Genomic DNA, 21,043 nt, shown 5'->3' with positions numbered 1-21,043 from the left:
CTCATGCGTGCGGGGCGGGGGCGCCGTCCAGGGCGGCGCTCAGCGGCCAGTGGGTGATCTCCTTCGGCAGGGGCGGCGCATAGGCGCCCCTGCGGCCGGTGGACAGGCCCAGCCCGACCAGGGACTCGGCCAGGGCGACCCCGGCGGCCACGCCGTCGACCACCGGGACCCCGGCGGCCTCGCGCACCGCCTCGGCGAGCCCGGCCATTCCGGCGCAGCCGAGCACGATGCTGTCCGCGCCGTCCTCCTCGACGGCGCGCTCGGCCTGGGCGGCGATCGCGCGCAGCGCGGCGCCGTGGTCGCGCTCCAGCTCCAGCACGGGCAGGCCGCTGGCCCGCACCGAGGCGCACCGGGTGTCCAGCCCGGCCAGGCGGAGCCGGGCGCGGATCTGCGGGACCGTGCGCCGCAGGCTGGTGACCACCGCGTACTCCCCGCCCACCAGGCAGGCGAGCTGGGCGGCGGCCTCGGTGATGTCGACGACCGGGACCGGGCACAGTTCCTGCAGGCCCTCCCGGCCGTGCTCGCCGAACCCGGCCTGCACCACCGCGTCGTAGGGCCCCTCGTAGGAGGCGACCCGGTCCATCACCGCCACCGCCGACAGGTAGCTCTCGAAGTTCCCCTCGACCGATTCGGGGCCGAAGCGGGGGGTCAGCGCAACGATCTCGGTCCCCGGGCGGGCGGCGGACCGGGCCTCGTCGGCCAGCGCGCGGGTCACGCGGTCGGAGGTGTTGACGTTGACCAGCAGGATGCGCATGGGGTCCTTTTCGTCCGGGGCGTGGCGGCCGGTACGGGGCGGACGGGCGGGACGTGTGATGCCCGCCACGTGATGTGAAGCTATTACTTCACGAGCCATAAAGCAATGGCTTCACGCGGGCGACATCTATACTTAACAGCGCCATGGACGACTCCCCGGAAGCCCCCAACGCCGCCACGGCCCTCGCCCGCGCGGGATTCGACGAGCAGCGCTTCGGTGAACGGATCCGCGAGCTGCGCACCGGCCGGGGCCTGTCCCTGCGGGAGCTGGCCGGGCGGCTCGGCATCAGCGCCAGCGCCCTCTCCCAGATCGAGCGCGGCAAGATGCGCCCGTCGGTCACCCGGCTGTACCAGATCCTCACCGAGCTCGACGCGCCCATGTCCTCGGCCTTCGGCGAGGAGCCGGCGGACGCCGACAGCGGCGGCGACGGGGGCGCCGACGGGGGCGATACCGCCGCGCCCGGCTTCCCGCAGTTCCCCGAGGACCCCGGAGGCGCCGGCGCACCCGACGGGGTGCAGCTCGTCCGCCGGGACGAGGCCGCCACCCTGGAGCTGGACCACGGGGTGCGCTACCGCCGGCTGTCCCCCGCGGGCGTACGCGGACTGAACTATTTCGAGTCGGTGTACCCGCCCGGGGCGTTCTCCAGCCAGAACGCCGAGTACGTGCGCCACCGCGGCCAGGAGATCGGCAACGTGGTCAGCGGCGTGCTCACCGTGGACGTGGGCTTCGAGACGCACGAGCTGCACCCGGGCGACTCGATCATGTACCCCTCCACCACGCCGCACCGGATCTCCAACCAGGGCGCCGAGACCGCCGTGGCGATCTGGCTCAACCTCGGCTGAGGCCCCGCCGCGCGCACACGAAGAAGGGCGGTGCCCGCGCGCAGGGAGGGGAGGGGCGCGCGGACACCGCCCTGGGCGGAAGGACCGGAGGGGACGGGCCTTCCGCGGTCGCCCTAGAGGGCGAAGTCCAGGACCCGGCCGGCGATCGTGTACATCACCAGCATGATCAGGGCCAGGGCGATGATGTTGAGGACGGCGCCCCCGCGCATCATCTGGCGGATGCCCACGTGGCCCGAGCCGAACACGATCGCGTTGGGCGGGGTGGCCACCGGCAGCATGAAGGCCAGCGACGCGGCCAGCACCGCGGGCACGACCAGCGTCATCACGTCGGTGCCCACGCCGGCCGCCACACCGGCCATGACCGGGACGAAGGTCGCCGCGGTGGCGGTGTTGCTGGTCAGCTCGGTCAGCAGCAGCACCACGCCGGCCACGAGGAGCACCAGCACCCACACCGGCACCGGGATGCCGCCGACCTGCTCGCCGATCCAGCCGCTCAGCCCGTTCCCGTCGAACTGCCCGGCCAGGCTCAGGCCGCCGCCGAACAGCAGCAGGATGCCCCAGGGCAGCTGCGCCGCGGTCTCCCAGTCGAGCAGCCGGGAGCCGTCGCCCCTGCCGGCGGGCAGGAGGAACAGCAGCACGGCCACGGTCATCGCGATCCCGGCGTCGCTGATGTTCGCCAGCCACGGCGCCGCCCCGCCCACGGGCGAGTCGGCCAGCAGCGGCACGCCCACCCAGGAGGCGGCGGCGAGCACGAACATGCCCAGCACCAGCTTCTCCTGGAGCGACATGGGGCCCATCGCGCGCAGCTCGTCGCGGATCAGCTCCCGACCGCCGTCGAGCTCCTTGATCTGCGGGGGGAAGACCAGGCGGGTCAGCACCAGCCAGGCCGCCACGAGGAAGACCGCGGCCAGCGGCAGGCCGACCATCATCCACTCGGCGAAGCCGACGTGGATGTCGTGGCTCTCGGCCAGGTAGCCGACCATGAACGCGTTGGGCGGGGTGCCGATGACGGTGGCCACCGAGCCGATGGAGGCCGCGTAGGCGATGCCCAGCATCAGCGCGGTCGCGAAGTTCGGGTCGGTGCGCCCGCCGCGCAGCTGGGCCACCATGCCGATCACGGCGACGCCGATCGGCAGCATCATGATGGTGGTGGAGGTGTTGCTGACCCACATCGTGATGAACCCGGTGGCCAGCATGAACCCGGCGATCAGCATGACCGGGCTGCTGCCCACGGCGGCGACGATGCTCAGGGCGATCCGCCGGTGCAGGTTCCACTTCTGCATGGCCAGGGCCAGCATGAAGCCGCCCATGAACAGGAAGATGATGTCGCTGGCATAGGGGGCGGCGACGTCGCCGATGTCCGCGCCGACCAGGACCGGGAACAGCACCAGCGGGACCAGTGCGGTCGCCGGCAGCGGGATGGCCTCGGTGGCCCACCAGACGGCCATCAGCCCGGCGATCCCGGCGGTCATCCGGCCCTCGACCGGCAGCGAGTCCGGCAACGCGAGGATGAGCAGGCCCATCACGGCCGGTCCGACGAGCAGGCCGACGGCCTTGCTCGTGAACGAGCCGTTCGGGGCCGGTCCGTCGGCCGCGGGGGCCTCGGCGGCGGGGGTGTCGGAGCCCTGGGCGCTCGACATGGTGTGCAGCCTCCTCAGGAGGTGGGGCGGGGTGGTGCGGGTGCGGGGTTTCCGCGGAATCGCCCCGTTGTCTCCGCGGTCACGGGGTGAGCCTGGTCACTGTGGTCCGGCCCACGCAAACATCGCGGCAAAACTTGGGATTTCTCTGACATTCGCCGGACCGTCCGTACCCGCGGTCCCACCTGCGGTGCGCCGTGTCTATCCTGCTCGCGTGGGAGACGAACGGAGGGCGCGGCCGCCCGGGCGGCGCGCGGTGCTGCGCGGGGCCCTGGGCGCGGCCGCCGCGGGAGCGCTGGCGTCGGCGGCCCCCGGCTGCTCCGCTCCGGCCCCCGCGCCCTATCCGCGCCTGGTGCTGGCGACCGGCCCGCCGGGCGCGGTCTACCGGGAGATCGGCGCGGCCCTGGCCGAGGAGCTGCGTGCGGCCCTGCCCGACACCGAGGTCGAGGTGCGCGGGACGCGGGCCTCCACCGACAACATGCGGCTGCTCGACGAGGGCGCGGTGCAGACCGCCATGGTCAGCCTGGACTCGGTCCCCGGCGGCGCCGGGGGGACGGCCGCGCTGTGCCGCCTGTACGACAGCTACCTGCACCTGGTGGTCCCGGCGGGCTCCGGCGTCGAGGAGCTCGCCGACCTGGAGGGCCGCCGGGTGTCCTTCGGCGCCGCCGACTCGGGGACCGAGTACACGGTGCGGCGGCTCAGCGCGCTGACCGGGGTGCGCATGGACGGGATCCTGCTGAACCAGGCCGAGTCGGCCCGGCTCATGGAGGACGGGGAGATCGAGGCGATGTTCTCCCTCACCGGCATCCCCACCCCGGCGATCACCGGGCTGGCGGGCCGGATGCGGCTGCGCGCGGTGGACCTGGGCGGGGCCGCCGACCTGCTGGCGGGCGACGAGCCCGGGGTGTACCTGCCGGCGACGCTGCCGGCCAGCGGGTACGAGGGCGTGGCGGCCACCCCGACGCTGACCGTGCCCAACATCCTGCTGGCCCGCACCGACCTGCCCGACGACGTCGCGGCCGCGGTCACCGCCACGGTCTTCACCCGCTCGGCCGAACTGGCCGCCCGCCGCCCGGAGGCGGCCCAGATCAACATCCGCACCGGCATCGCCACCGGCGAGGTCCCCCTCCACCCGGGCGCCCGGAGATGGTTCCGCGAACAGAAGCTGTAGCAGGCCCCGCCGGCCCGCAGGCGGACCTACCGCCGCCGTTCCTCCTGCTGCGGGGAGGCCGGCGCCTCGGGGAGGCGGACCTCCACGTCCAGGCCGAAGCCGCCGTCGGGTCGGGGAAGGCCCGGCAGCAGGCGCAGGCTCCCGCCGGACGACTCGACCAGGTCGGCGCAGATCGCCAGACCGAGTCCGGTGCCCTCCACGTTCTGGTGGCGCGGCCCCCGCCAGAAGCGCTGCAGGGCCTTGGCGCGCTCGTCCGCGTCCAGCCCGCTCCCGTCGTCGGCGACGTGCAGCACCACCGCCCCGTCCGCGGCCGACGCGCTCAGCCGGATCCTGCCGCCCCCCGACAGCCGGATCGCGTTGCTCATCAGCTCGTCCAGGACGCTGCCCAGCCCGCCCGGGGGCGCCAGCGCGCGCAGCCCCTCGGGCACGCGCGTCTCCAGCTCCATGTCCTGCACCTCGGCCAGGGCCCGCCACCGCGCCAGCCGGGTGGCCAGCACCTCGTCCAGCTCCACCGGCTCCGAGGCGCGGAAGCTCTCCATCCGGGTGGCGGCCGTCAGCGAGTTGAGCAGCCGGTGCATCGCCTTGGCCTCCTCGACCGCGTCGGCCTGCGCCTGGCGCGCCTGCTCGCCCTGCAGCAGCGGCTCCAGGTTCTCCACCGCCAGCCGCAGGCTCGCCAGCGGATTGCGCAGCTGGTGGGAGGCGTCCGAGACGAACGCCCGCTGCCGGTGCAGGGCCCGCTCCACCGTGTCCACCATGGCGTTGAAGGACGAGGCCAGCCGGCGCAGCTCCGGCGGCCCGCCCGCCTGGTCGGCCCGGGCCGACAGGTCGCCTTCGGCGATCGCCGCGGTCGCCTCGTCCAGCCGGCGCACCGGACGCAGCACCCACCGCGACAGCGGCCAGGCCACCGCCGACAGCCCCACGAGCGGCGCCATGGACAGCGCCGCCATCATCGCCCACGAGCGCAGGATCCGCGCGCGCAGCTCCCCGGTGGGCGCGGAGAGCACCACCGCCCCCTCCACGCCGCTGTCCCGGCCGATCGGCTCGGCGATCACCAGGTCCTCGTCGGACCAGGGCCACACCGCCGTCGGCGGCGCGGGGCGGAACCCGCCCAGCGCGCGCTGGGCCTCCGGCCGCCCCTGCGCGGTCCGGGCCGCCTCCGGGGAGGAGGCCAGCACGGAGGCACCGGAGGGGTCGACCACCGCGACCCGGGCGCCGTAGAGCTCCCCGTACCGCTCCAGCTCCCCGCGCAGCCCCGCGGTGCGGCCGGTGCGCAGGGCGGTCGCCCCCAGGGAGGCGAACCGGCCGGCGTCGTTGAGCCGGTCCACGTACATCTCCTGGGTCTGGCGCTGGGCGGTGACGGCGCCCAGCGGGACCGCCAGCGAGGCGGTGAGCAGGAAGGCGATCGGGACCAGGAGGGCCAGCAGGCGGCGCAGCACGGCGCGGCCCGCTCAGCCGTCCTCGCCGGCGGGGGCCAGCCGGTAGCCGACCCCGCGCACGGTGCGGATCAGCACCGCCCCGGCGAGCTTGCCCCGCAGCGAGGCGATGTGGGTGTCCAGGGTGCGCGAGGACGACTCCCAGGAGGTCCCCCACACCTGGTCGAGGATGGCGTCCCGGCCGACCACCGCGGGCGCCCGCGCCGCCAGCAGCGCGAGCACGTCGAACTCCTTGCGGGTGAGGGTGAGCGGCGCGCCGTCCAGGGCGGCGCGGCGCAGCCCCGGGTCGACGTCGAGCGGCCCCACCGCCAGCGGGGAGTCGGGCGCCGCGGCGGCCCGCTCGGCCCGGGTCCGGCGCAGCACCGCCTCCACCCGGGCCAGCAGCTCGGCGATGCCGAAGGGCTTGACCACGTAGTCGTCGGCCCCGGCGCGCAGCCCGCGCACCCGCTCGCGCTCCTCGGCGCGGGCGGTGACGGCGATGATCGCGGTCCCGGGGCGCTCGCGCAGCCGCCGCAGCACGTCGATGCCGTCGGCGTCGGGCAGCCCCAGGTCGAGCAGGACGACGTCGGCGGGGCCGGCCTCCACCGCCCGCTGGGCCGTCGCCGCCCGCTCGACCTCGTACCGGGCGTTGCGCAGCGCCGTCACCAGCCCGCGCGCGACCCGGTCGTCGTCTTCGACCACGAGTATGCGCATCGCCGACAATCGTAGAGCCGTTCCCGGGGAACGGCCCGGGTCAGCTCCAGTGGCGGCGCATCGTCCAGTCCTCTGTGGTGCGGTCGACCGAGATGTCGGCGATGCTGGGCTCGCCCCGGTCGGACTCGGCGGCCACGCGCACCAGGTCGACCGCGCCCTCCCAGTGGCCGATGACCCGCTGGACCCGGTAGAGGCGCCCCCTCCAGGCGAAGAGGGAGGGGCGGCCGGCAGCGGTCGTTCGGACGTCGATCCGTTCGTTGAAGAGACTCACCCGGGAAGCGTATCGAACAGGTGTTCGCATTCCCAGCGCTCCGCGCCGGTGCCCACCCTAGGACGGACGCCGCACCGTATGCGGCCCGCCGCGCACCGCCGGGGCGGCCGAGGGGGCACAGCCGCTGCTCGGCAGGGCATGAGCGGATCGGGAACGATCGCCTGCCGGGCGTGTCGCGGGGAGCGGCCCGCCCGGGGGTCACGCGTGGTCGGGCTCGTACCCGCGGAGCTCGGCGGCGAGTTCGTCGAGGAACGCGTCGACCTGCGCCGGGTCGTAGCCCGGTCGCGCCCGGGTTGTGGAGAAGCGCACCCGCTCCACGTCGGCGGCGGTCAGCAGCGCCCGGTCGGGACGCCCGTTGATCAGGGCCGAGAGGGTGACCTCGGCGCTGTCCAGGAACGCGTCGACCTCGTCCTCGTTGTAGCCGGTGGTCAGGCGCGTGGTGGCGAACCTCTTGTTCCGCACGTGCTCGGGGGACATCGCCCCCTGCGGCGCCCCGGGCGACGGCCCGGCCCCGTTCGCGCCCCCGGAGGCGGGCGCCGCCGGTTCGGCGTGGGCGCGGGGCGGCTCCGGGGGAGGCGCGGGCGCGCCCCGGTCCACCGGGGCGGACGCCCCGGGCCGGGGCCGGTCGCCGGGGCGGGCCAGCCCGTGGCCGCGCAGCTCCGCGGCGACCTGGTCGAGGAAGTCGTCGACCTCGTCCTCCTTGTAGCCGGCCGTCAGCCGGGTGCCGCGGAAGACCGAGTCCTCCACCTCGGCGGCGGTGATCACCGGCTCCTCGGCGCGGCCGCGCGCGATCGCGGCGAAGGCTTCCTCCACCCGGTCCAGGAGCGCGTCGACGTCGTCCTCGTTGTATCCGGGGCGCAGGCGCACCAGGGTGAACCGCTTGTTCCTGATCTCGGCGGGTGTCAGAGGCATGTACCCATTGTGCCGACCCATCGGTCGGTACGCCTGCTCCGCCCCCGGGGACATGGGCGCGGAGCGGCTGCTCAGCGGCCCTGCAGGCGGTTCGCGGCCTGTTCCAGGTACGCGGTCACCTGGGTGCGGTCGAAGCCGCGCAGGACCACGTCGAACTCCGTGGCGCGAAGCTCCTCGGCGGTCAGGGAGGCGTCGCCGGCCAGGTAGCGGCCGACGAGCACGGCCACCTGGCCGCGGTCGAAGCCGCGCATCACGACGTCGAACTCGGGCGGCTCCGCCGCGCCGTCGGGGGACGCGGGGGGTCCGTGGGCGGCGGTGCCGCCTTCCCGGAGGTCGACGGCCTGTTCCAGATAGGCGGCCACCTGGGTGCGGTCGTAGCCGCGCAGGACCACGTCGAACTCCGTGGCGCGAAGCTCCTCGGCGGTCAGGGCGGGGTCGTCGGCCAGGACGCGGTCGACCAGCGCGCTGACCTGGCCCCGGTGGAAGCCGCGGAGGACGGTGTCGAAGACGGGGCGCCGGGGGCCGAAGTGCTCGGAGAGGCGGGCGGGAAGATCGGACATGGGGCGATCATGCCGTAGGGCGGTTCGGCGGGGGAGGGCCGGGCCGGTCCCGGTCAGCCCCGGCCGGCGTCCCCGGAGGTGAGGAAGGCGGCGACCGCCCCGGCCGCCACTACCGCGGCCTCCTCCCGCCACTGCGGGTCCTCCAGCAGCTCGGCGTCCTCGGCGTTGCGCATGTTGCCCGCCTCCAGGAACACCTTGGGCACCGTCGACAGGTTCAGGCCGCCCAGGTCGGTGCGCTCGTCCAGGCCGTCCTCGCCCAGGTAGTCGGAGGCCGGCAGGCCGGCGTCCTCGGCGAAGGCGTCGCGCAGCTCCTCGGCCAGCCGCCGGGACGGGGCGACGATCCCCTCGGTGAAGCCCTCCACCTCGCCGGGCGCGATCACGTGGAATCCGCGCCCGGACTCCGACCCGCCGTCGGCGTGCACCGACACCGCCGCGTCGGCGCCGGCCTCGTTGCCGATCGCGGCCCGCTCGTCGATGCAGGGCCCGACGCCCTCGTCGTCCTCGCGCGTGAGCACCACCTCGGCCCCGCGCTCCTCCAGCTCCTCGCGCATGTGCAGGGAGAAGTCGAGGTTGAAGGCGTGCTCGGGGTAGCCGTCCGCGCTCTCGGCGCCGACGGTGTCGCACTCCTTCTCCCCGGGGCCGGCCGGGACGGACGCGCCGATCTCCTCCGAGGCGCCGGCGTTGCCGCCGTTGTGGCCGGGGTCGATCACCACGGTGAACCCGCTGAGCGGACCGCCGTCGCCGTCCTCGGCACCGTCGTCGCCGTCCGCCCGCCCGTCCTGTGCGTCGGGCGTCCCGGCGCCGGACCCGTCCTCCTCCGAAGCGCCGGGGCGCACCCCGGCCTGCGGGTGGGGCTCGGCGCCGTCCGCGGCCGAGGTGCACCCGGCGATCGGGACGAGCAGCGCTGCGGCGAGGGCGGCGGGGCCGAGGGGGCGCATGTGGGGCATTGGGCCAAGGTAACGGGTCCGGGGAACACCACGCGCCCCCGTCGCGTCATATCGTGAGTAGGGGGTGCGACGCCCCTGACCGGAGAACGACCGAGGGGGTCGGATGCGCAAGTCCAACCGCGCCGCTGCGGGTGCCGCCGCCTGGCAGGTGGTCCACGAGGGGATCGAGCCCGGAAAGCCGACGCTGTGGGCGCGCGCCACGGCGGTGCCCCGCATGCTGGGCGGCCGGATCACCGGCCGCTACACCCAGATGCCCGCCTCCCGGGTGCTGCTGTTCCTCGCGGCGCTCGTCTACGTGCTCAGCCCCGTCGACCTCGTCCCCGAGCTGTTCATCCCGCTCTTCGGGCTGGCCGACGACGCCGTCGTGGCGGTGTGGCTGGCCTCGGGCCTGATGGGTGAGACGGAGCGCTTCCTGGAGTGGGAGCGCAGCCAGGGGCGCGAGTACGTCCAGGGGAGGGTCGTGGACTGAGCGTCCCGCCTCCCCCTCCCCGACACAGTGCGGCCCCCGCCCAGGTCACGGGCGGGGGCCGCACTGTGTCGGGGGCGGGGCCCACCCCTGCGGGGCGACGCCGCGCACCAGGAGCGTACGGTTGTCAGTTGCAAATCGTTCGCAACTAGTGGGGAAAAATGTTCCGTTCGCGATCCCTGGCCGCCGCCGGGGCCTGCCTCGCGCTCATCGCCGCCGGGTGCTCGGCGCAGGGCGGCGCCGACGACGGCGACACGCTCACCTACGCCCTGGGCGACGAGCCCGACCAGTTCAACCCGGCCCTGGTCTCCGAGCACCTGGACCCGGTCACCGAGATGGTCTTCCGCGGGCTCACCGCGCACGACGCCGACAACGAGGTCGTGCCGGCCCTGGCCGAGAGCTGGGACGTCGCCGACGACGAGCGGACCTACACCTTCTCCCTGCGCGAGGGGGTCACCTGGCACGACGGCGAGCCCTTCACCGCCGACGACGTGGTCTTCACCGTCGAGGGCGTGCGCGACGGCGACCTGCCCACGAGCAACAAGTTCGCCAACGTCGAGGAGGTCGAGGCCGAGGACGGGCACACCGTGGTGATGCGGCTCAGCGAGCCCACCCCGGCGCTGCTGGACACCCTCTCCAACGGCATCCTGCCCGAGCACCTGCTGGCCGACAGCGGCGTCGACGACCCCGGCTTCGGGGAGAACCCGGTGGGGACCGGCCCCTTCCGCCTGGACGAGTGGAAGCACGGCGAGTACGCCACCCTGTCGGCCTTCGGTGACTACTACGGCGGCGCGCCCGGGCTGGACGGCGTCACCGTCTCCTACGTGCCCGACGCCGCCGCGCGCCTGATCAGCCTGCAGAACGGCGAGGTCGACGCGGCCTACCTGGAGCCCAGCCAGGCCGACGGCTTCGACGTCGAGGGCTACCGGACCGAGCGGTTCCCCACCGCCGACTACCGGGGGATCCTGTTCAACATGACCGATGAGCGGTTCGCCGACCCCGAGCCGCGCACGGCCATGAACTACGCCGTGGACCGCGACGCGGTCATCGACAGCGTGCTGCACGGCTACGGCTCCCCGGCCTCCGGCCCGCTCGACAAGAGCCCCTTCGGCACCGACGCCGCCGACTACTCCTTCGACCCCGACCGGGTGAAGGAGATCATGGAGGACGACGGCTACGAGCTCAACGGGGACGGCGTCTGGGAGAAGGACGGCGAGCCCTACGCCTTCGAGCTGACCACGTTCGCCGAGGACGGCGTGCGCTCGGCCATGATCGAGGTCGTGGCCACCCAGCTGCGCGAGCAGGGCTTCGACGTGACCGCCGAGCCCAAGCCGCGCGACGCGGTCGACTGGGCCGGGCTGGAGGCCTTCCTCATCGGCTGGGGCACCCCCTACGACCCGGACACCTCGCTGTTCGGCCCCTTCCACTCCAGCGAGGCGCTGGACGACGGCGGCTCCAACTACGGCGGCTACGCCGACGAGGACGTCGACGCGGCCCTGGAGGACGGGCGCAGCACCAACGACAGGGACGAGCGCGCGAAGGCCTACGCCGACTTCCAGGAGGCGATCGCCGAGAACCCGCCGTACGTGTTCGTGTCCTACCTGGACGCCGTGAACGCGGTTCCGGAGAACCTGGAGGGGCCCAAGGAGAGGGCGCTGGCCCACCACGGCTACGGGTTCTTCTGGAACGCGGAGGACTGGAGCTATTCCTCCTGACCCCGGTGCCGGCCGCTGAGGGTCCGCCACCACTGATGTAGAGAAGCCCGCTCCGCGCGCCGGCCGTCACCCGCCCCTCCGGTGACGACCGGCGGCGCGGCCAGGAGAGACGAGGAGACCGCCGTCACCGGATTCGCGCTCCGCAGGGCGGGAGCGGCACTGGCCGTGCTCGCCGCCCTGTCGGTCTTCTGCTTCCTCATGCTCGACCTGGCCCCCGGCGACCCCGCGCGGTCGGTGCTGGAGGCGCGGTCGGGCGGACGCCCGGTGCCCGACGCCGAGGTGGCGGCCCTGCGCGCGTCCATGGGCCTGGACGCCCCGCTGCCGGTCCGCTACGCCGACTGGCTGGGCGGGGTGCTCACCGGCGACCTCGGATCCTCGTACATGAACGGGCGCCCGGTCGCCGACCAGGTGGCCGACGCCCTGCCGTGGACCCTGCTGCTGGCGGCGGTCGCGACGGTGTTCAGCCTGGTCGGCGCGGTGGCCCTGGGCCTGGTCGCCGGTCTGGCCCGCTCGGCGGCGCTGCGCCGGGGCATCGGCCTGGCCGTGTTCGCCCTGGGCGGCCTGCCCGGCTTCGTCGCCGCGCTGCTCCTGCTCTTCGCCGGGTCGGTCTGGCTGGGGTGGTTCCCTTCGGGGGGCATCGGACGGCCGGGACAGCCCCTGGACGCCGCCACGGTCGCCTCCTCGGTGGTGCTCCCGGCACTCGCGCTGACGCTCGGCCACCACTTCGGCGTCTACGTGCGCCTGGTGGAGAGCGGCGTGCGCCGGGTCCGCTCGTCCCCGCACGTGACGGCGGCGCACGCGCGCGGCCTCACCCCTGGGACGGTGCGGGTCCGCCACGTCCTCAAGCCGGGACTGGTCCCCTTCGCCGCGCGCTTCGGCGTCGGCGTCGCCCAGCTCCTGGCGGGGGCGTACGCGGTGGAGGTCGTGTTCGCCTGGCCCGGGATGGGACGCCTGGCGCTGGAGGCGGCTCAGACGCAGGACTACCCGGTGCTGCTGGCGGTGGTGCTCGTGACCGGGGCGATCGTCGTGGCCGCCAACCTGGCCGCCGACATCGCCGCCGCCCGCCTCGACCCCCGGGTCCGGCTCCTGAGGGAGGCATAGATGCACGATGAATCGGCCTTGCGCACCCCTCCGGCGCCGCGCCCGGCCACCCCGGCGGCGCTGCTCGCCCCCAGGATCCGGGGGCGCGCCGGGCTCGCCGCCGGGCTGGCGGTGCTGGCCCTGATGGTCCTGGCGGCGGCGCTCGCGCCGGTGCTCTCCGGCCACGACCCGATCGCCACCGACACTTCGGCCACCGGGCTGCCGCCGGGCAGCCCCGGCCACCCCCTGGGCACCGACCGGCTCGGCCGGGACCTGCTCGCCCGGATGCTGCACGGCGCCCGCTACTCGCTCCTGGTCGGCGCGGCCGCCAGCCTGCTCACCGTCGCCGCCGGAACCGCGGTCGGCGCCGCCGCCGCGCTCGGCCCCCGGTGGCTGGACACGCTGGTCACCCGCACCGCCGACGCGCTCCTGGCGCTGCCGATGATCCTGGTCGCCCTCACCCTGGCCGCCGTGGCCGGCCCGTCCCCGGCCACCGTGGTGCTGGCGATCGCCGCCACCGGCTGGATGCCCGTCGCCCTGATCGCCCGCGCCGAGGTCCGCGCCCTGCGCGAGCGCCCGTTCGTGCGCGCCGCCCGGTCCCTGGGCCACTCGCGCACCCGGATCCTCCTGCGGCACCTGGTGCCCAACGCTCTGCCGCCGATCGCCGCGATCGCCGCCTTCGAGGTCGGCCACGCCATCCTGACCGAGTCCACCCTGAGCTTCCTCGGGCTCGGCATCCCGCCGAACATTCCCAGCTGGGGCACCATGCTCACCGACGCGCGCGCCCTGCTGCTGACCGGCCAGTGGTACACGGTGGCGCTCCCGGCCGGGGCGATCGTGGCCACCATCATCGCGGTCAATGCCGTCTCCACCGGTCTGGAGCGGCCGGGGGCCGGAGAGGGGAGGACATGGTGAGCACCGCGGGAACCGTCCTGGAGATCGCCGGACTGCGGGTCCGGGTGGGCGGCCGGTCCGTGGTCGAGGGCCTCGACCTGGAGCTGCGCGCGGGCGAGGCGACCGCCCTGGTGGGGCGGAGCGGCAGCGGCAAGAGCCTGACCGCGCGTGCTCTGGCCGGCCTGCTGCCGGAGGGCGCCGAGCGCTCGGGCACGGCCCGGTTCACCGGGGCCGACGGCGCCGTCGTCGACCTGATGGCCCTGCCGCCGGCCCGGATGCGCGCCCTGCGCGGCCCGGGCATCGGCTACGCCTTCCAGGAGGCGCAGGCCAGCCTCAACCCGACCGCGGCCGTCGGCGCGCACCTGGCCGAGACCCTCAAGGCGCACGGGGTGCCCCGGGCCGAGCGCCGGGAGCGGGGGACCGACGCCCTGCGCGCGGTCGGCCTGGAGGACCCCGAGGGCCTGTGGCGGGCCTACCCCTTCGAGCTCTCCGGCGGTCAGGCCCAGCGGGTGGCGCTCGCCCTGGCCTGCGTCCTCGGTCCGCGGCTGCTGGTGGCCGACGAGGTCACCTCGGCCCTCGACCCCGTCACCCAGGCCGGCGTGCTCGACATGCTGCGCGCCCGCACCGCGGAGGGCGGCTCCCTGCTGCTGATCACCCACGACCTGGCGGTGGCCGCGCGCTGGGCCGACCGGGTCGCGGTCCTCGACGGCGGACGCATCGCCGAGTCCGGCCCCGCCGCCGAGGTGCTGCGCTCCCCCCCGCCACCCCTTCACCCGGGAGCTGGTCCGGGCCGCGGCGCCCGCCGTCGCCACGCCCTCCCCGGCGCGCGGAGGCGCCCGGTGAGCGCCGCGATCGAACTGGCAGGGGTCTCACGCCGCCTCGGCGGCCGCCGGCGCCGCGTGGAGGCGCTGAGCGGCGTGGACCTCGCGGTGGGCGAGGGGGAGGCGGTGGCCGTCGTCGGGCCCAGCGGGTCGGGCAAGTCGACCCTGGTGGGGGTGGCCGCGCTGCTCGACCGCCCGCAGAGCGGCCGGGTCGGTGCCTTCGGCGCGTCCGACGTGTGGGCGCTGCCCGAGCGGGAGCGGCGGGCGCTGCGCCGCCGCATCGGCTGGATCCCGCAGGACGCGCTGAGCTCCTTCGACCCCCGCCACACGGCGGGCCGGGCGGTGGCCGACGCGCTGCCGGCGGGGACGCGGCGCCGCGAGGCGGCGGACCGCGTGGCCGGCCTGCTGGAGCGGGTGGGGCTGGACCCGGCGATGGCCGGGCGGCGGCCCACCGAGCTGTCGGGCGGCGAGCGCCAGCGGGTGGCGGTGGCGCGTGCCCTGGCGGTGCGGCCCTCGGTGCTGCTGGCCGACGAGCCCACCAGCGGCCTGGACGTGCTCGCCCAGGAGCGCGTGCTGGACCTGCTGGCCGCCGAGTCCCGGGGGAGGACCCTGGTCATGGTCACCCACGACCTGCGGGTGGCCCGGCGCATGGCCGGTCGGCTCCTGGTCCTGGACGGCGGTCGCTCGGTGGCCGACGTCCCCGCCGCCACGGCCCCGGCCGAGGCCGAGCGGACCGCCCCGGTCCTCGCCCGCATGATCGAGGCGACCCCTTAGCCCTGCTCCACGGGTCCGCCCCCGCTCCACGCCCTGACCGGGCCCCTCCGCCCTTCGGCAACGCGGAAGCGGGCCGCCTTAGTGGCGGCCCGCCTTGCGCCTACCGGGAGGGCGGGTGGGCCCTCCCGGGGATCGGCTGCTCCCCCCGGATGCGGCACGAACCGGGGAGATCACTCCGAGCGCTGGCTGGGGATCCCTGCCAGAAGCGCCCGCACTTCCGTCTCGCGGTATCGGCGGTGGCCGCCCAGGGTCCGAATCGAGGTCAGCTTGCCGGCCTTGGCCCAGCGCGTGACGGTCTTGGGGTCCACGCGGAACATGGTCGCGACCTCGGCAGGGGTCAACAGGGGCTCCGCCTCGGGCGTGCGAGTTGACATGTGTACGGCCTCTCCTCCTGGATCTGTGTGCCGATCCTGAGCCTTAATCCTGGCACTTGGCCCGGATGTCCAATATTGCCCTCTAGGTCTATATTGGCATCACCCGAGGTGATTGCACAGCCACTTAACGCGACTTGGTCTGATGGGAGGTCCCAAAGCCGCCCAAGTGCTGCGTCACGCTGAGTGATTCTAGCGACACGTTTAGTGGCATGTGGCGTATTCGGTCAAAACTTCGTTCTCCGGCCCTGTTTTTCTCGATCCGGCAGACCGAAAGTGCTACGGCGGACCGGGCGCTAACCCCTCCGCGTCGGCGGGCTGCGCGGGATGTCCGCAGGTCGCGGCCGCGAGGGCGGTTCGGACCGGAGGCGGGTCCGGCGACCGCCGTATAGGTCTACTCCCATCGACCTCTCCCTCGCGGCATGCCCGGATCGTCGGCGTGGCACGGATTCCCGGTTACCGAGAGTGCGCTCGGTGACCGATTGGACACAGTCTATGTGGTTGTCTATCGACTGGTATGCCCAATTTCGTCAACGATGATGCCGGGATGCGTGCCTCGTCCCGGCTTCACCCGTCCTGACGTGCGAAGAAATTAGTGGCGCTGCGTGAGAAACCTGGTACACCAGGTTGTCGCCGGGCGTGGCGCGGGGTGCCGGACGTGAGGGAATCTCATGTCGGACCGCGCCGGAACCGGACCGGGACCGTGCCGACACGTGACCCTGTATTGGTCCTCCGCATGCCCGCGGCCGGTAGCGGGGGCGGTGTCAGTTGGCGTGCTCCAGCGCCTGGACGGCCTTCCAGCGCCCGGTCACCCGCTGGTACATCGCCACCGCCAGCTCCTCCTGCCCGGTGTCCAGCCCGCGCACGGCGGCGTCGATCTCGGCCACCGACTCGTCCTCGCGCAGCGCCTCGTCGTCCAGCAGGTACGCCAGCCCGCCGTAGTCCAGCTCCAGCAGCGCGGACGGGTGCGCCACCGCCGCCAGCCAGTCCTCCAGCCGCTCGGCCCCGGCCAGCGGGGCGCTGTCGCCCACGTGCTCCTGCAGGACGCCCACCACGCGCTCCAGCCGTTCGCGGGCCTGCGCCACCTCGGTCACGTACAGCAGCACCCGCGGCGGCGCGGCCACCGAGTCCGCCCCGCGCTCCAGCATCAGGCAGCGCTCCTCGGGGGCGAAGGGGGCGAACCACGGCAGCGGCACCGTCCAGGTGCTGGTCAGGATCCGGGTGCGCAGCGGTTCACCGCGCTCGCGCCAGCGGCGGAACGCCTCGTCGGCCCGCTCGCACGCCTCGTCGGGCAGGTAGGCCGGGCGCAGCCGGGCCGGGGTCTCCTCGCGGAACTCGCGCAGCCCCAGCCAGGAGCGCAGCCGCGTCTGCCACGGGCAGACATAGGTGCGCCCGCCCATCCGCCGCACGTAGGCGTCGCCGCTCTCGGCCGCCGGAGCGGGCTCGGGCGGCGACGCGACCAGGCGCCGCAGGCTGTCCCGGTGCTCAGCGGCCAGCGCCTCGACCCGGCGCGGCCGCTCCGCGGATTCGGCGTACTCCTTCCAGTACGCGCGCTCTGCGCTGGGAAACGCCTCCAAGGGCTGGTATACGCGGAGATAGGCGGTGTAGGGGAGCACGATCGCATCCTGGCACACAACCCGGCGCGGGGGCACCCGTCCCCCGGGCGGGCCGTGTGCGGTATCGCGCCCGTTAGGCGTGGGCGGCGTAGGCAGGTCGGTTGTAAACCGGGTACGGTTGTATCCGTACGTAAGCTGGCGCCAGTCGTCAGTGCGCTGACGGTCGTCAGCCCGGCATTGCGGTTTTGCTAGTGATCTGGGGTTTCGCCAAACCCAATCGTTGAGGGGGTCGAGCCAATGGGGCGCGGCCGAGCAAAGGCCAAGCAGCAGAAGGTCGCTCGGAGGCTGAAGTACAGCACCGGCGGGACCGACCTCGATCGGCTGCGGGCGGAGCTGGGTGTCGCTGAGGATGAGAACGGGGCGCCGTCGGATTCGGCGGGGGGCCCGGATCATGACCCTTACGACGACCTGGTCGAGCGCTACGCGGACCTAGCGGAGCAGTACGCCTCGCCCGACGGTCCCTCGGATGAGGAACCCGACCGCTCGGGGGACGTCCGCTAGCACCCCGCCCGAACGGGCGTCCGGACGAGCAGACAGGCATAGCCGGGCCGAACCACTCCGGTGGGTCGTTCCGGCCATGCCTGTCTGCGGAAGCGCAGGAGGGGCGCTCCCCGAGGGGAGCGCCCCTCACGCGTGCCCCCGGTAGGAGCCGAGCATGCGCACCCGGCCCGAGCCCTCGACCACGGTGCCGGCGCGCCAGGCGGGAACGCCCCGCTCGGCCAGCACCCGCAGCGCCTCGTCGGCGTCGCCGCCCTCGACCAGCGCGACCATGCCCACGCCCATGTTGAAGGCGGACTCCATGTCCGCGCGCTCCACCCCGCCCTGCTCGGCGATCAGGCCGAACACCGGCTGCGGGGCCCAGGTCGACCGGTCCACCTCGGCGTCGGCGCCGGCCGGCAGCGAGCGCTCCAGGTTGGCGGCCAGCCCGCCCCCGGTGATGTGGGAGAAGGCGTGCACCTGCACCCGCTCGGCCAGCTCCAGGCAGTCCTTGGCGTAGATCCGGGTGGGCTCCAGCAGCTCCTCGCCCAGGGTGCGCCCGAACGCGGGCACCTGCGCGCGCAGGTCCAGCCCGGCGCCCTCGACCACCCGGCGGATCAGCGAGTAGCCGTTGGAGTGCGGTCCGGACGAGGCCATCGCGATCACCGCGTCGCCGGGGCGCACCCGGTCCGGGCCCAGGACGCCGTCGGCCTCGACCACGCCGGTCGCGGCGCCGGCCAGGTCGTACTCGCCCGGGCCCATCGCCCCGGGGTGCTCGGCGGTCTCCCCGCCGATCAGCGCGCACCCGGCGCGGGCGCAGCCCTCGGCGATGCCGCCGACGATCTCGGCGACCCGCTCGGGGACCACCTTGCCCACCGCGATGTAGTCGGTCATGTACAGCGGCTCGGCCCCGGCGACCACCAGGTCGTCGACGACCATGGCGACCAGGTCCCGGCCGATGGTGCCGTGCACGTCCAGCTCCTGGGCGAGCATCACCTTGGTGCCCACGCCGTCGGTGGAGGTGGCCAGGACCGGGGACCGGTACTTGGACACGTCCAGCCGGAACAGCCCGGCGAAGCCGCTGGCGTCGGTCACCTGCTCGGGCCGGGCGGTGCGGGCCACGTGCCGCTTCATCAGGTCGACGGCGCGCTCGCCGGCGGCGATGTCGACGCCGGCGGCGGCGTAGGCCGACGGGGAGCCGGCGGGGTCAGCACCCTGTGCCACGCGAAATACCTCTCAAGCTCGTCAACGGGGGCGGTGCGCGCCGGGCCCGCGGGGCGCGGGCCGGGCGGGGCCGCTCAGGCCGGCGAGCCCGCCTTGGGCGCGCCGCAGGCCTTCTCCAGCAGGTACTTGCCGCGGGAGGCCTCGTCCACCTCGATCGGGTAGACCCCGTCGAAGCAGGCGCGGCAGAGCCGGTCCTTGGCCACGTCGGTGGCGGCGACCAGCTCGTCCAGGCCGATGAAGCCCAGGGAGTCGGCGCCGATCGAGGCGCGGATCTCCTCGGTGCTCAGGTTGCCCGCGATCAGCTCGGCCTTGCTGGCGAAGTCCACGCCGTAGTAGCAGGGCCACATCACCGGGGGGCTGGAGATGCGCACGTGCACCTCGGCGGCGCCGGCCTCGCGCAGCATCCGCACCAGCGCGCGCTGGGTGTTGCCGCGCACGATGGAGTCGTCCACCACGACCAGGCGCTTGCCCTCGATGACGTCGCGCAGGGGGTTGAGCTTGAGGCGGATGCCCAGCTCCCGCAGGGTCTGGCTGGGCTGGATGAAGGTGCGCCCGACGTAGGAGTTCTTCACCAGGCCCTGGGCGAAGGGGATGCCGCTGCCGCGGGCGTAGCCGACGGCGGCCGGGGTGCCCGACTCGGGCACCGGGATCACCAGGTCGGCGTCGGCGGGGTGCTCGTCGGCGAGCCGGCGCCCCACCTCCACGCGGGTGGAGTTGACGTTGCGCCCGGCGATGGTGGTGTCGGGGCGGGCCAGGTACACGTACTCGAACAGGCAGCCCTTGGGCTCGGCGGCGGCGAAGCGCATGGAGCGCACGCCCCGCTCGTCGATGGTGAGCATCTCGCCCGGCTCGATCTCGCGCACGAACGTGGCGCCGACGATGTCCAGCGCCGCGGTCTCGCTGGCCACGGCCCAGCCGCCGCCCAGGCGCCCCAGTACGAAGGGCCGGATGCCCTGCGGGTCGCGGGCGGCGTAGAGGGTGTCCTCGTCCATGAAGACGAGGGAGAAGGCGCCCTGCACCTTGGGCAGCAGGTCGAGTGCCGCCTCCTCGGTGGTGCGCCCGCCGTTCTGGGCGAGCAGGTTGGTGAGCACCTCGGTGTCGGTCGTGGCGCCGAGCCGGTCCCCGGGCAGCATCGCCGCCAGCTCGGGGGTGTTGATCAGGTTGCCGTTGTGCCCCAGGGCCAGTCCGCCCTCGCGCGCCGTGTAGAAGGTCGGCTGGGCGTTCTCCCACACGGGGGAGCCGGTGGTGGAGTACCGGCAGTGCCCGATCGCGAGGTGGCCTTTAAGGGACTCCAGGGTCGCCTCGTTGAAGACCTGGGAGACCAGGCCCATGTCCTTGTAGACGACGATGCGCTCGCCGTCGCTCAGGGCGATGCCCGCGGACTCCTGACCGCGGTGCTGGAGTGCGTAGAGGCCGAAATAGGTGAGCTTGCTGACTTCTTCGCCGGGTGCCCAGACACCGAACACACCGCATTCGTCCTGTGCGGGGCGCTCGACGGGGTCGAGGTCCATGCTGAGCCGGCCGTCGGGATGCGACACGCTTTCAGCTTAGTGCCTGCCTGGGCCCGGTGTGCCACCCGGGGCCCGATCACCGTCCCCCAGCGGCAGGAACGGCCCCAGGTCGGCGCGTTCGCCGCTGGCCGCGACCGCGTGGCCGTCCACGGCCGCGTCCCAGGACCGGCGGCCCGCGGCCAGCTCCAGCCAGGTGCGCGGATCGGTCTCGACCACCCCCGGCGGCGTTCCGCGGGTGTGCCGGGGCCCCTCGACGGCCTGCACCGCGCCGTAGGGCGGGACCCGGACCTCCAGGCTGTGCCCGGGGGCCCGGGCGGACAGCTCGTCCAGGGTGCCGCGGACCGCGGCGCGCACGGCGGCCCGCTCCGGGGCCGCGCCCCGGTCGTAGGCCTCCAGCACCGCCGCCACGCAGGCGTCGAGCAGCGCGGCGGGGCGGTCGGGTCCGTCGTAGGGCGCGAGGTCCAGGGCGGCGCGCTGGGCGCCGAGGGCCTCGCGCAGGGCGGCCAGGCGGCGCTGGGCGGCGGTCGGGCGGGAGGGCATGGGGGAAGGGTATTCCGCCGGGCCCGGGTGGTTGCCCTGGGCGGGGGCGTGCCGCGAAACTGTCCAGTGGCCGAACTCGTCGCGTCGCCTCGGTGAACGCCGGGCGCACCGCCGGTGGAGAGGGGGTGCCGGGACGTGTGTGCTCCGGTGTTCCCGTGTGATCCGTTGTGATCCGTGTCCCGTTCGCGAACCTCTGCCCGGGCGGCGGCCGCGGGGCGGCCCACCGCCTCCCCCGGCCGGGGACGAAGCGGGGCGGTTAGGATGATCGCGCATCCGGGACCGGGTCACCCGGCATGCGTCCGACGACCGTGCCCGCGCCGATAGTGCGACCTAT

21 protein-coding genes are annotated in these 21,043 nt (G+C 74.6%); 8 read left to right on the top strand and 13 right to left on the bottom strand.

All coding sequences use genetic code 11. The features are described 5' to 3' along the window. Window position 1: 1 nt before the first annotated feature. On the bottom strand, window positions 2-754 hold the full coding sequence (locus C892_RS0104560; protein ID WP_017556256.1) for an aspartate/glutamate racemase family protein: 753 nt from the start codon (window positions 752-754) through the stop codon (window positions 2-4). Between the two features lie 143 nt (window positions 755-897). Here C892_RS0104560 and C892_RS0104555 point away from each other — a divergent pair, with 143 nt between their 5' ends. Beyond that, window positions 898-1,596 carry a type II toxin-antitoxin system RelB family anti-toxin gene (locus C892_RS0104555; RefSeq protein ID WP_017556255.1) on the top strand — a complete coding sequence of 233 codons (699 nt, stop codon included), beginning with the start codon at window positions 898-900 and terminating at the stop codon, window positions 1,594-1,596. 113 nt (window positions 1,597-1,709) lie between these two features. Here the strand turns inward: C892_RS0104555 and C892_RS0104550 are convergent, their stop codons facing one another. After that, entirely contained in the window at window positions 1,710-3,236 is a 1,527-nt protein-coding gene (locus tag C892_RS0104550) for an SLC13 family permease (RefSeq protein WP_017556254.1), read from the bottom strand. Between the two features lie 253 nt (window positions 3,237-3,489). On the opposite strand from C892_RS0104550, the gene C892_RS0104545 reads away from it, so the two are divergent. Further along, window positions 3,490-4,404 carry a TAXI family TRAP transporter solute-binding subunit gene (locus C892_RS0104545; protein ID WP_017541340.1) on the top strand — a complete coding sequence of 305 codons (915 nt, stop codon included), beginning with the start codon at window positions 3,490-3,492 and terminating at the stop codon, window positions 4,402-4,404. A 26-nt stretch (window positions 4,405-4,430) separates the two neighbouring features. On the opposite strand, the gene C892_RS0104540 is transcribed toward C892_RS0104545, so the two are convergent. The 6 genes from C892_RS0104540 to C892_RS0104515 all read right to left on the bottom strand — a co-directional run bounded on the left by C892_RS0104540 (window position 4,431) and on the right by C892_RS0104515 (window position 9,220). Further along, window positions 4,431-5,840, bottom strand: coding sequence for a sensor histidine kinase (locus C892_RS0104540; RefSeq protein ID WP_017556253.1), 1,410 nt, complete (start codon window positions 5,838-5,840; stop codon window positions 4,431-4,433). A 12-nt stretch (window positions 5,841-5,852) separates the two neighbouring features. Next, window positions 5,853-6,530, bottom strand: coding sequence for a response regulator transcription factor (locus C892_RS0104535; RefSeq protein ID WP_017541342.1), 678 nt, complete (start codon window positions 6,528-6,530; stop codon window positions 5,853-5,855). A 40-nt stretch (window positions 6,531-6,570) separates the two neighbouring features. Next, the gene (locus C892_RS0104530) at window positions 6,571-6,801 is read right to left on the bottom strand and encodes a DUF6504 family protein (protein WP_017541343.1); all 231 of its coding nucleotides are present in this window, start codon (window positions 6,799-6,801) and stop codon (window positions 6,571-6,573) included. Window positions 6,802-6,999: 198 nt separating this feature from the next. Further along, window positions 7,000-7,713 carry a DivIVA domain-containing protein gene (locus C892_RS0104525; RefSeq protein WP_017556252.1) on the bottom strand — a complete coding sequence of 238 codons (714 nt, stop codon included), beginning with the start codon at window positions 7,711-7,713 and terminating at the stop codon, window positions 7,000-7,002. Window positions 7,714-7,784: 71 nt separating this feature from the next. Further along, on the bottom strand, window positions 7,785-8,273 hold the full coding sequence (locus C892_RS0104520; RefSeq protein ID WP_017556251.1) for a DivIVA domain-containing protein: 489 nt from the start codon (window positions 8,271-8,273) through the stop codon (window positions 7,785-7,787). Between the two features lie 53 nt (window positions 8,274-8,326). Continuing rightward, the gene (locus C892_RS0104515; RefSeq protein ID WP_017556250.1) at window positions 8,327-9,220 is read right to left on the bottom strand and encodes an N-acetylmuramoyl-L-alanine amidase; all 894 of its coding nucleotides are present in this window, start codon (window positions 9,218-9,220) and stop codon (window positions 8,327-8,329) included. Window positions 9,221-9,323: 103 nt separating this feature from the next. On the opposite strand from C892_RS0104515, the gene C892_RS0104510 reads away from it, so the two are divergent. From C892_RS0104510 to C892_RS32100, 5 genes are all read left to right on the top strand, one after another. Further along, complete coding sequence (locus C892_RS0104510; RefSeq protein WP_017541347.1) at window positions 9,324-9,689, top strand: YkvA family protein; 366 nt, start codon at window positions 9,324-9,326, stop codon at window positions 9,687-9,689. A 158-nt stretch (window positions 9,690-9,847) separates the two neighbouring features. Then, window positions 9,848-11,401, top strand: coding sequence for an ABC transporter substrate-binding protein (locus tag C892_RS0104505; RefSeq protein WP_017556249.1), 1,554 nt, complete (start codon window positions 9,848-9,850; stop codon window positions 11,399-11,401). 81 nt (window positions 11,402-11,482) lie between these two features. Further along, window positions 11,483-12,502 carry an ABC transporter permease gene (locus C892_RS0104500; protein ID WP_239647256.1) on the top strand — a complete coding sequence of 340 codons (1,020 nt, stop codon included), beginning with the start codon at window positions 11,483-11,485 and terminating at the stop codon, window positions 12,500-12,502. Further along, window positions 12,503-13,396 (top strand): ABC transporter permease, encoded by an 894-nt coding sequence (locus tag C892_RS0104495; RefSeq protein ID WP_017556247.1) that lies wholly within the window; start codon window positions 12,503-12,505, stop codon window positions 13,394-13,396. It abuts the gene before it with no gap. Beyond that, window positions 13,390-14,970, top strand: a complete 1,581-nt coding sequence (locus tag C892_RS32100; protein WP_017556246.1) for an ABC transporter ATP-binding protein — start codon at window positions 13,390-13,392, stop codon at window positions 14,968-14,970. The genes C892_RS0104495 and C892_RS32100 overlap by 7 nt, the downstream gene beginning before the upstream one ends. A 170-nt stretch (window positions 14,971-15,140) precedes the next feature. Here the strand turns inward: C892_RS32100 and bldC are convergent, their stop codons facing one another. Beyond that, complete coding sequence (gene bldC / locus C892_RS0104480; RefSeq protein ID WP_011293174.1) at window positions 15,141-15,344, bottom strand: developmental transcriptional regulator BldC; 204 nt, start codon at window positions 15,342-15,344, stop codon at window positions 15,141-15,143. A 761-nt stretch (window positions 15,345-16,105) separates the two neighbouring features. Continuing rightward, window positions 16,106-16,957: a DUF8083 family protein gene (locus C892_RS0104475; RefSeq protein ID WP_017556245.1), complete on the bottom strand. Its 852-nt coding sequence runs from the start codon at window positions 16,955-16,957 to the stop codon at window positions 16,106-16,108. 237 nt (window positions 16,958-17,194) lie between these two features. On the opposite strand from C892_RS0104475, the gene C892_RS0104470 reads away from it, so the two are divergent. Beyond that, window positions 17,195-17,458: a DUF3073 domain-containing protein gene (locus C892_RS0104470; protein ID WP_017542061.1), complete on the top strand. Its 264-nt coding sequence runs from the start codon at window positions 17,195-17,197 to the stop codon at window positions 17,456-17,458. Window positions 17,459-17,584: 126 nt separating this feature from the next. Here C892_RS0104470 and purM read toward each other — a convergent pair whose 3' ends face one another. The 3 genes from purM to C892_RS0104455 form a co-directional block, all read right to left on the bottom strand. Further along, window positions 17,585-18,658: a phosphoribosylformylglycinamidine cyclo-ligase gene (gene purM, locus C892_RS0104465; RefSeq protein WP_017556244.1), complete on the bottom strand. Its 1,074-nt coding sequence runs from the start codon at window positions 18,656-18,658 to the stop codon at window positions 17,585-17,587. Between the two features lie 74 nt (window positions 18,659-18,732). Next, a complete protein-coding gene (gene purF / locus C892_RS0104460) occupies window positions 18,733-20,196 on the bottom strand; it encodes an amidophosphoribosyltransferase (protein WP_026124134.1) in 1,464 nt (487 codons plus the stop codon). Between the two features lie 9 nt (window positions 20,197-20,205). Then, window positions 20,206-20,709: a sterol carrier family protein gene (locus tag C892_RS0104455; RefSeq protein WP_017556243.1), complete on the bottom strand. Its 504-nt coding sequence runs from the start codon at window positions 20,707-20,709 to the stop codon at window positions 20,206-20,208. Between the last annotated feature and the right edge of the window lie 334 nt (window positions 20,710-21,043).

It is taken from the genome of Nocardiopsis baichengensis YIM 90130 (genome assembly GCF_000341205.1).
GTDB classification, from domain to species: Bacteria; Actinomycetota; Actinomycetes; order Streptosporangiales; family Streptosporangiaceae; genus Nocardiopsis_A; species Nocardiopsis_A halophila.
The sequence above is the reverse complement of the archived record's forward strand: the minus strand, read 5'-3'. Positions and strand labels throughout refer to the sequence as shown.